The sequence below is a fragment of the Curtobacterium sp. BRB10 genome (assembly GCF_031844325.1).
Lineage (GTDB): Bacteria > Actinomycetota > Actinomycetes > Actinomycetales > Microbacteriaceae > Curtobacterium > Curtobacterium poinsettiae_A.
This window is the reverse complement of sequence record NZ_JAUZVA010000006.1, coordinates 160253-172858: the sequence shown is the minus strand read 5'-3', so window position 1 is coordinate 172858 and position 12606 is coordinate 160253. Positions and strand designations below refer to the sequence as shown.

11 protein-coding genes are annotated in these 12606 nt (G+C 68.7%); 2 read left to right on the top strand and 9 right to left on the bottom strand.

The features are described 5' to 3' along the window. Positions 1 to 279 precede the first annotated feature (279 nt). From Q9R26_RS14270 to Q9R26_RS14250, 5 genes are all read right to left on the bottom strand, one after another. Positions 280 to 1203: an ABC transporter substrate-binding protein gene (locus tag Q9R26_RS14270; protein WP_311227636.1), complete on the bottom strand. Its 924-nt coding sequence runs from the start codon at positions 1201 to 1203 to the stop codon at positions 280 to 282. Further along, positions 1200 to 1928 (bottom strand): ABC transporter permease, encoded by a 729-nt coding sequence (locus Q9R26_RS14265; protein ID WP_182066663.1) that lies wholly within the window; start codon positions 1926 to 1928, stop codon positions 1200 to 1202. Before Q9R26_RS14265 ends, Q9R26_RS14270 begins: the two co-directional genes overlap by 4 nt. Next, positions 1925 to 2641 (bottom strand): ABC transporter permease, encoded by a 717-nt coding sequence (locus Q9R26_RS14260; protein WP_182066664.1) that lies wholly within the window; start codon positions 2639 to 2641, stop codon positions 1925 to 1927. Before Q9R26_RS14260 ends, Q9R26_RS14265 begins: the two co-directional genes overlap by 4 nt. After that, a complete protein-coding gene (locus Q9R26_RS14255; protein WP_182066665.1) occupies positions 2638 to 3564 on the bottom strand; it encodes an ABC transporter ATP-binding protein in 927 nt (308 codons plus the stop codon). The genes Q9R26_RS14260 and Q9R26_RS14255 overlap by 4 nt, the downstream gene beginning before the upstream one ends. Before the next feature lie 227 nt (positions 3565 to 3791). Further along, complete coding sequence (locus tag Q9R26_RS14250; protein WP_182066666.1) at positions 3792 to 4439, bottom strand: TetR/AcrR family transcriptional regulator; 648 nt, start codon at positions 4437 to 4439, stop codon at positions 3792 to 3794. Positions 4440 to 4578: 139 nt separating this feature from the next. Here Q9R26_RS14250 and Q9R26_RS14245 point away from each other — a divergent pair, with 139 nt between their 5' ends. Continuing rightward, positions 4579 to 5643 carry an App1 family protein gene (locus Q9R26_RS14245; protein WP_182066667.1) on the top strand — a complete coding sequence of 355 codons (1065 nt, stop codon included), beginning with the start codon at positions 4579 to 4581 and terminating at the stop codon, positions 5641 to 5643. Between the two features lie 78 nt (positions 5644 to 5721). Further along, complete coding sequence (locus Q9R26_RS14240; RefSeq protein WP_311227635.1) at positions 5722 to 7638, top strand: glycoside hydrolase family 15 protein; 1917 nt, start codon at positions 5722 to 5724, stop codon at positions 7636 to 7638. 114 nt (positions 7639 to 7752) lie between these two features. Here the strand turns inward: Q9R26_RS14240 and Q9R26_RS14235 are convergent, their stop codons facing one another. From Q9R26_RS14235 to coxB, 4 genes are all read right to left on the bottom strand, one after another. After that, positions 7753 to 9126: a glucose-6-phosphate dehydrogenase gene (locus Q9R26_RS14235; protein ID WP_311227634.1), complete on the bottom strand. Its 1374-nt coding sequence runs from the start codon at positions 9124 to 9126 to the stop codon at positions 7753 to 7755. Positions 9127 to 9285: 159 nt separating this feature from the next. Beyond that, positions 9286 to 9702: a cytochrome c oxidase subunit 4 gene (locus tag Q9R26_RS14230; RefSeq protein ID WP_182066670.1), complete on the bottom strand. Its 417-nt coding sequence runs from the start codon at positions 9700 to 9702 to the stop codon at positions 9286 to 9288. 4 nt (positions 9703 to 9706) lie between these two features. Then, complete coding sequence (gene ctaD, locus Q9R26_RS14225; protein ID WP_311227633.1) at positions 9707 to 11443, bottom strand: cytochrome c oxidase subunit I; 1737 nt, start codon at positions 11441 to 11443, stop codon at positions 9707 to 9709. Between the two features lie 11 nt (positions 11444 to 11454). Then, positions 11455 to 12357, bottom strand: coding sequence for a cytochrome c oxidase subunit II (gene coxB, locus Q9R26_RS14220; RefSeq protein ID WP_111233526.1), 903 nt, complete (start codon positions 12355 to 12357; stop codon positions 11455 to 11457). Between the last annotated feature and the right edge of the window lie 249 nt (positions 12358 to 12606).

Below are 12606 nucleotides of genomic sequence, written 5' to 3'. Positions count from 1 at the left end.
ATTCCGAGACGGGTGGCCGCGCGCTGTTCGTGCACGTCAGTTGCTTCCTGTGGAACGGATACATCAGGTGTCACAGCCCTTGGGACACCCCAACGCTAGCGCCTCGGACTCCACTTCGACAACTTGTAGAACCGGTACGTGCACAAACGTGCAAGCACTCTGCACGGCACAACCGTGCGGCACGGATGTTCGCATCGGCCGCCCCGTGAACGACGACAGGCGCCGGGTGGATACCCGACGCCTGTCGTTCGACTGCGAGGTGCAGTGGCGGTGCAGTGGTTACAGCAGACCCTCGGCCTCGAGCCAGTCCTCGGCGATGGTGGACGCCTTCTCCTTGTCGGCCGTGCTCTTGGTGTTGAGCTCGATCAGGGCATCCGTCGTGAGCTTCTCGTTGACCGAGTCGATCGCGTCGGCCGCCTTCTCGTCGACCTTGTCGGAGACGACCGGGATGACGTTCTGCGGGAGGATCAGGTTCTCCGGGTCCTCCAGCGTGACGAAGTCGTTCGCCTTGATGCTCGGGTCGGCCGTGTAGATGTCGGCCATCTGGACGGTGCCGTCCTTGAGCGCCTTGACGGTGAGCGCCCCACCGGAGTCCTCGATCGCCTTGAAGTCGACGTCGACGCCGTAGACCGACTTGAGTCCCTTCGGGCCGTAGGGGCGCGTCTGGTTCTCGGAGTTCGCGCCCATGGTGAGCTTCTCGTCGACGTTCTTCAGTTCGGCCAGGCTCGTGACGTCGTTGTCCTCGGAGAACTTCTTCGTGACGGTGTAGCTGTCCTGGTCGGTCGCGTCGGCCTCGTCGAGGACGCGGAGGCCCTTCGGCAGGGCCTTGTCGAGCCCGTCGTCGATCTGCTCGGCGGTCTTCGCGTCCGAGTTCTTGTCGAAGTACTGCAGCAGGTTGCCGCTGTACTCCGGCATCACGTCGATCGCGCCCTTCTCGAGCTGCGGGATGTAGACCTCGCGCTGCCCGATGTTGAAGTTGCGCTTCACGTCGAAGCCGTCCTTCTCGAGGACCTGGGCGTAGAGCTCTGCGATGATCTCGTTGGAGTAGTACTGCTGCGAGCCGACGACGATGGTCTTCGAGTCGGACGAGCCGCTGGACCCGCTGTCGAGCGGGTCGCTCGACGCGCAGCCGGCCAGGGCGGCTACGACGCCCAACGCCATCGCGGCGGCGACGCCGGCGCGGATCTTGGGTGCTGTGATCACGAGGGATTTCCTTCCGGGAGGGGATTGCGGGCTCGCTCGCGCGACCCCTGGCGCTGTCGAGCCGACGGGTCCGCGGTGCCCTTCGGCACCGCCGCCCGCTGCAGCACGGCGAACACGATCTCGAACGCGATCGCGAGCGCGATCACGAGGATGGAGGCGCCGAGCATCTCGGCGTAGTCCTGGGTCTTCAGCCCGAGGAAGAAGTAGCCGCCGAGGCCACCGGCGCCGACGTAGGCGGCGAGTGTCGCCGTGGCGACGACCTGCAGCACGGCGGCGCGGATCCCGCCGATCAGCAGCGGCAGCCCGAGCGGGATCTCGACCTTCCACAGGATCTGCCAGCCGGTCATGCCCTGGGCCTTCGCGGCGTCGACGACGCCGGGGTCGACGGACTCGACACCGGAGTACGCGCCGGCCAGGACCGACGGGATCGCCAGCACGACGAGCGCGAGCAGGGGTGCCTGCAGACCGATCCCCAGCAGCAGGGCGAAGAGCGAGAGCACACCGAGCGTCGGGAGCGCTCGGACACCGCCCGACACCGCGATCGCGAACCCACGGGCTCGACGCGTGTGCCCGATGGCGTACCCGACGGGCACGGCGATCACCGAGGCGATGAGCACCGCGAGCAGGGTGATCCAGACGTGTTCCCAGAGTCGCGCGGGGATGGCGTTGAAGCTGCCGTAGTTCGCGGGGTCGAACACCCACGCGAAGGCCTGACCGATGATCACGAGGAGACCTCCGCTGCTTGCAGGACCCGGCGGGCCTGGCGACGCGACACCGAGTTCGTCCGGGTCCACGGCATCACCAGCCGCCCGAGCAGCACGAGGAGGCCGTCCAACGCGAAGGCGAGCACGAGCACCATGACGATGCCGGAGAGGATCTCCTCGTAGATCCCACGCCCCAGGCCGTCGGTGAACAACAACCCCAGACTCGGGATGCCGAGGACCGCGCCGACGGTGGTGAGCGAGATCGTGGACACCGAGACCACCCGGAGCCCGGCGAGCAGGACCGGGCCGGCGAGCGGGAGCTCGACCCGGAAGAACCGCTGCGCCGGCGAGTAGCCCATGGCGGTCGAGGCGGACTTGGTCTCGGCGTCGACCGAGGTCAGGCCGTCGACCGTTGACCGGACCATCAGCGCGAGGCCGTACAGGGTCAGGCCGATGACGACGTTGACCGGGCTCTGCAGACCGGTGCCGATGATGCTCGGGAGCGCGACGAACAGGGCGAGCGACGGGATGGCGTACAGCAGGCCGGCGAGGGTGACGATGCTGCTACCCACACCCGACGCGAAGCGCGACCCACCGGGGCGTTGGAGCCGGACCACCAGCCACCCGATCGGGATCGACAGCAGGAACGCGACGATGATCGGCGGGATCGCGATCGCGAGGTGGGACAGCGTGTTGTCCCAGATCGTGTCGAGGTTCGCCAGCACCCACTTCACCGGGTGCCCCCACCCTGCGCCGGAGCACCCGGTGCGTCGTGGGACGCTCCGGCCTCTGCTGCGCGGGCGTCGGACTGCGGCACGGCCGCGGCGGCGTCGACGACCCCGACCGGGCCCGTCAGCACACCGGCGGCGCGGCCGTCACCGTCGACGACGATCGGACCGGTCGGGGTCTGCTCGACACGGAGCGCGCGGCGCCCGCGACCGGCGCCGATGAACGTGGCGACGAAGTCGTCGGCCGGTGCGGCGAGGATCTCGGCCGGCGTCCCCTGCTGGGCGATCTCGCCGCCCTTCTTGAGGATGACGACCTGGTCGCCGAGCTTGAACGCTTCGTCGATGTCGTGCGTCACGAAGACGACGGTCTTGCCGAGTTCACGCTGCAGGCGGATGAGCTCGTCCTGCAGGTCGTTGCGCACCAACGGGTCGACCGCACCGAACGGCTCGTCCATGAGCAGGATGTTCGGGTCGACGGCCAACCCGCGGGCCACACCGACGCGCTGCTGCTGGCCGCCGGAGAGCTGCGAGGGGTAGCGGTCGGCGAAGGCGCGGTCGAGGCCGACGGTGTCCATGAGCGCGAGGGCGCGCTCGCGCGCATCGGCCTTGGAGACGCCGGTCAGCAGCGGGACGGTCGCGATGTTGTCGACGACCTTCCGGTGCGGCAGGAGTCCGGAGTTCTGCATGACGTACCCGATGTGGCGACGGAGCTCGACGGGGTTGATCCCGGCGACGTCGGAACCGTCGATCTCGACGGTCCCGGAGGTGGGGTCGACCATGCGGTTGATCATGCGGAGCAGCGTGGTCTTGCCACAGCCGCTGGATCCGACGAAGACGGTGGTGGTCCGGGACGGGATGACCAGATCGAAGTGCTCGACCGCAGTCGTGCCGTCCGGGTAGGTCTTGCGCACCGAGCGGAACTCGATCATGGGGTGCCCTTCTGTTCGGAGGTAGCCCGACTCCGGATGAGAGTACCCGGGGGTTCCGACATCGGTTCGGTCGCGTCGCCGCGTGACGGGTTTCGGACCACCGGTCGCGCCGGGGTCACCACCGACACGGCGCGATCCAGCGGGGACGACGACACCCGCGCCTCGGTGTTCGGAGGCGCGGGCGGGTCGGTTCGGTCCTCGGCGTGTCGCGCGGGCCGACGGGAACGTCAGGACGCGGCGATCACCGATTCCAGGTGCGCACGGTTCATCCGGCGGTACTCCTCGATCAGCTCCGTGTCGGGGTGCTCGCGGTCGCGGTGCGCTCGCGCCAGCACCGCGTGACCGGACTCGGCGAGGACGACCCAGGCGCGGGTGATGCGCTCGTCGTCCGGGAGACCGAAGCGGTCCCGCATGATCTGGCCGACGGTCGCACCCAGCGCCCCCATGCGGTCCTCGGCGTCGCCCGTGCCGGTGTCCGCCGGGTCGCCGAAGCGGATGGCTCGGAAGCCGGGCTCGGTGCGGTACATCTCGGCGGTCAGGTCGATGAGCGCGTCGTTGGCGTCCTGCCAGATCTCGGCGCCGCTGGCGTCGAGCGCCTCGACGAAGCGCGAGGCGAGCCGCTGGGTGCAGCGGATCGCGAGTGCCTCGACCACGGCGATGCGGTCCGGGAAGTACCGGTAGACGGTGCCGATCGACGCCCCCGCGCGCTCGGCGACCATGGCGGTCGTGAGCCGTTCGAACCCGATCTCGTCGATCACCGCGGCTGCGGCGTCGAGGAGGCCGGCGAGGCGCGCCGAACTGCGGGCTTGGACCGGCTCGTTCCTGAGCAGTGATGATCCCCCCGGCAGAGCGTTCGTTACCTCGGTGACGAGCACGTGTTCTCCTCTTGCGCTCCAGCGCGGTTGGTTGGTGTGACGGGGACAACTTTCGCAGAACGCGCCTGGAACGTGGCTGCGACTCACCAGTTCCGCGGAGCGCGCGGGTTTCGTCAGGCGCACATGGGATGATGACGCCATGCCCGACCCGACGCCCCACGAGCCGTCGTTGGCCGAGCCGCTCCTGCACCGCGCGGCCCGCATCGAGGACGCCGTCCAGGAGTTCCGCGAGCACCGTGCACGCCGTCGCGGACTCGTCCCCACGGTGGTCCCGTACACCGGTTACGGCGCGCCCGGTTGGGTGCGTATCCTGTGCCGTGTGCTGCTGACGCGCCGGGGTCTCGCCTCCGACGTCTCCTACGCGGGCGTCCGCGGCTGGAAGAGCTTCACGAGCGTCGCCGTCGACCACGCCGAGGTCACCGTCACCGCCGGCGGGGTCTCCCACGTGGTGGAGACCGACCGTGGCGGCGTCGTCGACACCATCGTCCCGATCGACCTCGAGCCCGGCTGGCGCACGGTGCGGCTGTCGGCAGGCGGTGGACGCGACGTCGAGGCCGACGTGTTCGTCGTCCACCCGGACACCCGCTTCGGGCTGTTGTCCGACATCGACGACACCGTCATGGTGACCTCGCTCCCCCGCCCCATGCTCGCCGCCTGGAACTCGTTCGTCCTGACCGAGCACGCCCGCCGCCCGGTGCCGGGCATGTCCGTGCTGTACGAGCGGATCCTCGCGCAGCACCCCGGTTCCCCGACGGTCTACCTGTCGACCGGGGCGTGGAACGTCGCCCCGACGCTGCAGCGCTTCCTGTCGCGCAACATGTACCCGTCCGGCACGCTCCTGCTCACCGACTGGGGCCCCACCCACGACCGGTTCTTCCGCAGCGGCCAGCTGCACAAGCAGGAGAACCTCCGGCGGCTCGCGAAGGACTTCCCGGACATCCGATGGCTCCTGGTCGGCGACGACGGACAGCACGACGAGAGCCTCTACGGCGACTTCTCGCGCGAGCACCCGGACAACGTCGCGGGCGTCGCCATCCGGCAGCTGTCCACGAGCGAGGCGGTCCTGGCCGGCGGTCGATCACGTGCACAGGAACGCTCCCGTGACTCGTCGGCGCCCTGGGTGTACGCACCGGACGGCGCCGGCCTGTGGAGCGAGCTCGCGCGGGTCGGCATCATCGAGTCCGACGCCTCCGACCCGGCCTGAGCGACCCTTCATCACGATCTCGGATCAGAGCCCCCGACGCTGCCCGCGGCGCACGGGCATCGGGTGTTCGATCGGTCCATGAGCACCGAGCCGGCCGCACCGCCCACAGCTGCACCGCACACACCGCCGAACCGCATCGAGGACCACGCCCTGATCGGCGACACCGGCACCGCTGCCCTGGTCGGCCGTGACGGGACCATCGACTGGGCGTGCCTGCCGCGCTTCGACAGCCCGTCCACCTTCGCGTCGCTGCTCGGCACCGAAGACCACGGGCACTGGACCCTGCGGCCCGTCGACGACGACGCCACCGCACAGTGGCACTACCACGGCGACACCCTCGTGCTCTCGACCGTCTGGACCACCCGCGACGGCGTGGTCGAGGTCACCGAGTTCATGCCCGTCGGCGCGCACCGGCCCTCGATCGTCCGGCGGGTGCGTGGGCTCCGCGGCAGCGTCGAGCTCCGGCAGACGCTCCGGATCCGGTTCGACTACTCGCGGGCCCTGCCGTGGATCCGGCAGATCGGGGACGAGGTCGAACCGGCGCTGCTCGCGACGGCCGGTCCCGGCTCGGTGATCGTCCGTGGGCCGCGGTTCCGAGCCGACGACCACCGGCACACCGCCGTCACGACGATCCACGACGGCGACGTGCTCGACACGGTGCTCACCTGGTACCCGTCGCACCGCGAACCACCCGAGCCGCTCGACGTCGACGCGGCCCTCGCGCACACCATCTCGTGGTGGACGTCGTGGACCGCTCCCGCACGGACCCCCGGTCGCTACGCCGACGCCGCTCGACGGTCGCTGGTGTTCCTCCGCGCGATGACCCACGGCGACACCGGTGGCGTCGTCGCCGCCGCGACCACGGGCCTGCCGGAGGACCCGGGCGGCGAACGCAACTGGGACTACCGGTACGTGTGGCTGCGCGACGCCTCCCTCGCGCTCGCCTCGCTCATCGCCCACGGCTACCGCGACGAGGCCACGCACTGGCGGGGCTGGCTGCTGCGCGCGATCGCCGGCGACCCCGCCGACGTGCAGATCATGTACGGCATCGCCGGCGAACGCGAGCTCCCCGAACGCGAACTACCCGAGCTGCCCGGGTACCTCGGGTCGACGCCCGTGCGGGTCGGCAACGGCGCCTCGACGCAGTACCAGGGCGACGTCTTCGGCGAGGTGCTCGCGGCGCTGCACGACGCACGCGAGCTCGGGGTCGAGGAGAACGCCGACTCCTGGGCGCTGCAGCGGGCGCTGCTCGGCTACGTCGAGGAGCACTGGCAGGAGCCGGACAACGGCATCTGGGAGATGCGCGGCCCGCGGCGCAGCTTCACGCACTCGCGGGTGATGATCTGGGCCGCGTTCGACCGCGGGGTCGCCGCGGTCGAGGAGTTCGGCCTCGAGGGACCGGTCGACCGCTGGCGCACCCTCCGCGACACCGTCCGCGCCGAGATCGAGGAGCACGGCTGGAACGCCGAGCGCGGTTCGTTCCGCCAGCACTACGACACCGACGAGGTCGACGCGAGTCTGCTCGTCCTGCCGCAGGTCGGGTTCTGTCGCGCCGACGACCCCCGGATGACGGGCACCGTGCGCGCGATCGAGGAGGACCTGCGCGTCGGCGCCGACGGCCTCGTGCTCCGCTACCGCACGACCGCCGGCTTCGACGGGCTGTCCGGTGCCGAACACCCGTTCCTGGCCTGCTCGTTCTGGTTGGTCGAGCAGTACGCCGCCTCCGGCCGGGTCGAGGACGCCGAGCACCTGATGGACGTCCTCGTCGGGTACGCGAACGACGTCGGCATGCTCTCCGAGGAGATCGAAGTCGCCACCGGACACCACATCGGCAACACCCCGCAGGTGCTGTCGCACCTGACCCTCGTGTCGGCAGCGGACGCCATCGAGCGCGCCCGTGGTGCGACCGTCGGTCACCGCACGCGGTTGCCCGTCCACGACGGCGGCACGCGGTCGTGGACGGGCGAGGGTGAGCGCGCCGGCTCCCCCGCCTGACGCGCCGTGCGGTGCTCTGCACGCGACCCCACGACGGACGGGAGGCCCGGTGCCAGCTGGCACCGGGCCTCCCGTCCGTCAGGGCGTCCGCTCAGGACGTCGGCAGCGCGTCCGTCAGGACGACGACTCCCAGTCCGCCGGGCCGCGCGAACCGGCGCGGTACTCCTCGAGCGGGACCTCGTCGGCCTTCCAGGCGGCGACGACCGGTTCCACGATCTCCCAGCAACGCTCGGCGACGTCACCGCGGATGGACAGCAGCGGGTCGTCGTGGAAGATGCCGTTGAGCACCTCGCCGTACGGGGTCAGCTCGCCGTCCGCGAACGACGAGGACAGGGCGATCTGCCCCATCTCGAAGGGGTTGCCGCCGCCGTTCGCCGAGACCGTCAGCTCGATCTCGTCCGGGTTCAGGACGATGCGGAGCGTGTCCGTCTTCGGGCGACCGGACAGGCCGGACGGCAGGCGCGTCACCGGCTTGAAGGTGATCAGGACCTCCTTGCGGCTGGCACCGAGGGCCTTGCCGGAGCGGAGGGTGAAGGGGACGCCCTTCCAGCGGGCGGTGTCCACCTCGACCGAGATCTCGGCGAGCGTCTCGGTCGCGCGCGACTTGTCGACGCCGTCCTCGTCCTGGTACGAGGGCAGTTCCTTGCCGTCGATGGTGCCGGCCGTGTAGACGGCACGACGGGACGCGACCTTCGGGTCGCCGCCCTTGAGCTCGGTCGAACGGAGCACACGGGCGAGGGACGAGCGGAACTCGACGGAGTCGATGTCGGCAGGAGCGTCCATCGTCACGATGCCGAGGATCTGCAGCAGGTGCGACTGGATCATGTCGACCATCGCGCCGGCCTCGTCGTAGTACTGCGCGCGGTTCTCGAGACCGAGGGTCTCGTCGTAGAAGATGTCGACCTTCTCGATGTTCTCGGCGTTCCAGATCGGCTCGAACAGGCGGTTCGCGAAGCGCAGACCGATGATGTTCAACACCGTGGTGCGGCCGAGGAAGTGGTCCGTGCGGTGGACGCGCTCCTCGGGGACGAGCTTGAGCACCGTCTCGTTGAGGGCCCGCGCGCTGGCGACGTCGGTGCCGAAGGGCTTCTCGAACGCCAGGGTCGTGCCCTCGGGCAGCTCGACGTGCTCGAGCGCCTCGCAGATGTCGGAGGCGATCTGCGGCGGGAGGGCGAAGTACAGGATCGGCTCGGAGTCGGCCGCGGCCAGGAGGGCCTCGAGGTGCTTCGGGTCGGTGGGGTCGCCCTGGATGAACTGGGTCGACTCGATGGTAGCGTCGACCTCCGGCCCCTTGACGTCCTGCGACGCGAAGGACTGCGTGACGATGTCCTTCCACTTCTCGGGGCTGCGCTCACTGCGGCCCGTGCCGATCAACTGCACGGGGACGGCGCGGCCGCTCTGCAGGAACGTGCCGAGGCCCGGCAGGAGCAGGCGGGAGGCGAGGTCGCCCGTCGCGCCGAAGATGATGAGGGTGCGCTTGTCGGTCACCTGAGGTGACTCCTTTCGCTGTGGTGGGAGGTCCGCTCCAGTCAAGTCGCGGGCGGGCCCGTTTGTTCCGGATCCGAACCGGGGATCGATCCCCCGGACGCACTTCGGGCGGCACCGTTCTGGTGCCGCCCGAAGTGTCAGGTGTGCTGCAGCGCCGGGTCAGTGCCCGAAGTTGCCGCGGTAGTACTCGTAGACCCAGCCGACCAGGGTGATCGCCACGAGGACGAGCCCGATCGGGACGATCCACAGGCCGGCTGCGACGCCCAAGAAGCAGACGCCGACGGCGGCGGCCAACAGGATCGGCCACCAGGACCACGGGCTGAAGTGCCCGAGCTCGGCGTCGCCGTCCTCGATGTTGGCGTCGGGACGGTCCTCGGGCAGGACCCCGCCCTGGGACGACATGACCTTGCCGAGGTAGAAGGCGATGAACGCCGACATCAGGCCCGTCAGGCCGATCGCCACGGTGCCCACCCACTCGGGCTCGCCGTAGTAGATCATCGCCCACGTGGTGTAGGCGGCGTCCGCCAGGATGAAGAACCCGAAGAGGATCCAGAACAGGTTGGTGTTCGCGCGCATGGCCTTACTTCACCTCGCCCTTCGCGGCGTCGTAGGTCGGGGCATCGGGGGCGTCCTTCGCGGGACCGACACCGATCGGCACACCGGCCTCGGGGTGGTTCAGGTCGAAGGCCGGGGACTCCGAACGGATGCGCGGGATCGACGTGAAGTTGTGGCGCGGCGGCGGGCAGGAGGTCGCCCACTCGAGCGAACGGCCGTAGCCCCACGGGTCGTTCACGGCGACCTTGGGTGCGTTCCGGGCGGTCACGTAGACGTTGAAGATGAACGGCAGGAACGAGATCGCGAGGATCATCGAGCCGATCGTCGACAGCTGGTTCATCCAGGTGAAGCCGTCGTTCGGCAGGTAGGTCGCGTAGCGACGCGGCATCCCGATGACGCCCAGCCAGTGCTGGATGAGGAACGTGGTGTGGAACCCGATGAACAGGAGCCAGAAGTGGATCTTGCCGAGGCGCTCGTTGAGCATCTTGCCGGTCCACTTCGGCCACCAGAAGTAGAAGCCGGAGAACATCGCGAACACGACCGTGCCGAAGACGACGTAGTGGAAGTGCGCCACGACGAAGTACGAGTCCGACACGTGGAAGTCGAGCGGCGGCGACGCCAGGATCACGCCGGTGAGACCACCGAACGTGAAGGTGATCAGGAAGCCGAGCGCCCAGAGGAGCGGGGTCTCGAAGGTCACCGACCCGCGCCACATGGTGCCGACCCAGTTGAAGATCTTCACGCCGGTCGGAACCGCGATCAGCATCGTCATGAGCGAGAACCACGGGAGCAGGACGCCACCCGTGACGTACATGTGGTGCGCCCACACCGTGACCGAGAGGGCCGCGATGGAGATGGTCGCGTAGACCAGGGTCTTGTACCCGAAGATCGGCTTGCGGCTGAACACCGGGAAGACCTCGGAGACGATGCCGAAGAACGGCAGCGCGATGATGTAGACCTCGGGGTGCCCGAAGAACCAGAACAGGTGCTGCCAGAGCAGGGCCCCGCCGTTGGCCGGGTTGAAGATCTGCGCGTCGAAGACGCGGTCGAGACCGAGGCCGAAGAGCGCCGTCGCGAGGACCGGGAAGGCCATCAGGACGAGGAGCGCCGTCACGAGGGTGTTCCAGGTGAAGATCGACATGCGGAACATGGTCAGACCCGGGGCACGCATCGTGATGATCGTGGTGATGAAGTTCACCGCGCCGAGGATCGTCGAGAAGCCGGTCATGCCGAGCCCGAAGACCCAGAGTGTGCCGCCGAGCCCCGGTGTGAACGTCGTGTCACTCAGTGGCGCGTAGGCGAACCAGCCGAACGAGGCGGCGCCCTGCGGGGTGAGGAAGCCACCGACCGCGATGAGCGAGCCGAACAGGTAGAGCCAGAAGGCGAAGCCGTTGAGTCGCGGGAAGGCGACGTCGGGCGCGCCGATCTGGAGCGGCATGATCGCGTTCGCGAAGCCGGAGAACAGCGGCGTCGCGAACATCAGCAGCATGATCGTGCCGTGCATCGTGAACAGCTGGTTGTACTGCTCCTTCGTCGCGACCACGTGCAGGCCGGGTTCGAAGAGCTGGGCACGGATCACGAGCGCCATCACACCTGCGAGCAGGAAGAAGACGAACGACGCGATCAGGTACATGTACCCGATGGTCTTGTGGTCGGTGGAGGTGATCCACCGGACGACGATGTTGCCCTTCCGACCCACCTTCGACGCCTGGAAGTCCGGCGACGAGGTCTGGATCGGTTGGCCGACGAGTGACGTTGTCATCTGACGAGCCCCTACTTGTTCTCGCTGGACGCCTCGACCGGCGCCTTGTTGTTCGGTTCGTTGGTGTTGGTGTTGTACTCGTCGCCGAGCAGGCCGACCTTGCCCTGGTCCTTCAGGGTGTCGAGGTAGTCCTGGTACTGCGCCGGCGTGACGACCTTCACCTGGAAGAGCATCAGCGAGTGGTACTCACCGCAGAGCTCCGCGCACTTGCCCTGGTAGGTGCCGAGCTTCTCCGGGATGAAGTACTCCCAGTTGGTCTTGCCCGGGAGCATGTCCTTCTTGTACAGGAAGTCGATGACCCAGAAGGAGTGGTCGACGTCGCGCGAGGAGAGCTCGATCGCGACCTTCTTGCCCTTCGGCAGGTAGAGGGTCGGCAGCTGCGACTCGTCGATCGCCCCGTTGGCGTTCTCTTCTTCCTGGGCTTGGATGCCCTGGTAGTAGACGCTCTCTTCGGGGTTGTCCTTGTTGATGTAGTTGAAGTCCCAGGCCCAGCGCTTGCCGTACACGTGCACGGTGGCGTCCGGGTCGGCGAAGGGCTTCTCGATCGCGGCCTGGTCCTTCGCGGTGAAGGCGAAGAAGCCGAGCACGAGGATCAGCGGCACGATCGTGTAGAAGATCTCGAGCGGCATGTTGTACCGCATCTGCACGGGCAGGCCGGTCTGGCCCTTCCGGCGGCGGTAGACGATCGCGGCCCAGATGACGAGGCCCCAGACGATGAGTCCGACGGCGAGGAGAACGACCCAGCTCGTGGTCCACAGGCCGACGATGCGACTGGTGTGGTTGGTGACGTCCTTCGTCTCCTCCGTCCCGGGGAGCCATCCGTTCATCTGCTGCTGCGTGCAGCCAGCCAGTGCGATGACCAGACCGACGGCCACCGGGACGGCCGCCCAACGTATACGGCGATTCGAACGCACTGTTACCTCTCGCAAAAGACGTGAGCTTCGGAGGTCAGCCCGTCGAGTCCGACGGCGAGCCGCACGAAGGCGGCGCATGGCTGGCTCCCAGCTTGATTGGAACACTCCTAGCTTACTCGCAGCTCGGTACCGCTCGCGCACACACGACACGGCTCTGGCCCCGATCCGCACGCCCGAGGGCCGGTTCCACCCTGGTTGCTCCGCACCCTGGTGCGCCCCTCCGCCCACGTCCGGTCACACGAACGCGAG

What these genes read in the sequence shown, in the direction of transcription:
- Q9R26_RS14255 (WP_182066665.1), bottom strand. Translation starts at nt 3,564, where the DNA reads ATGATCGAGTTCCGCTCGGTGCGCAAGACCTACCCGGACGGCACGACT.
- Q9R26_RS14245 (WP_182066667.1), top strand. Translation starts at nt 4,579, where the DNA reads ATGCCCGACCCGACGCCCCACGAGCCGTCGTTGGCCGAGCCGCTCCTG.
- Q9R26_RS14240 (WP_311227635.1), top strand. Translation starts at nt 5,722, where the DNA reads ATGAGCACCGAGCCGGCCGCACCGCCCACAGCTGCACCGCACACACCG.
- Q9R26_RS14230 (WP_182066670.1), bottom strand. Translation starts at nt 9,702, where the DNA reads ATGCGCGCGAACACCAACCTGTTCTGGATCCTCTTCGGGTTCTTCATC.
- ctaD (WP_311227633.1), bottom strand. Translation starts at nt 11,443, where the DNA reads ATGACAACGTCACTCGTCGGCCAACCGATCCAGACCTCGTCGCCGGAC.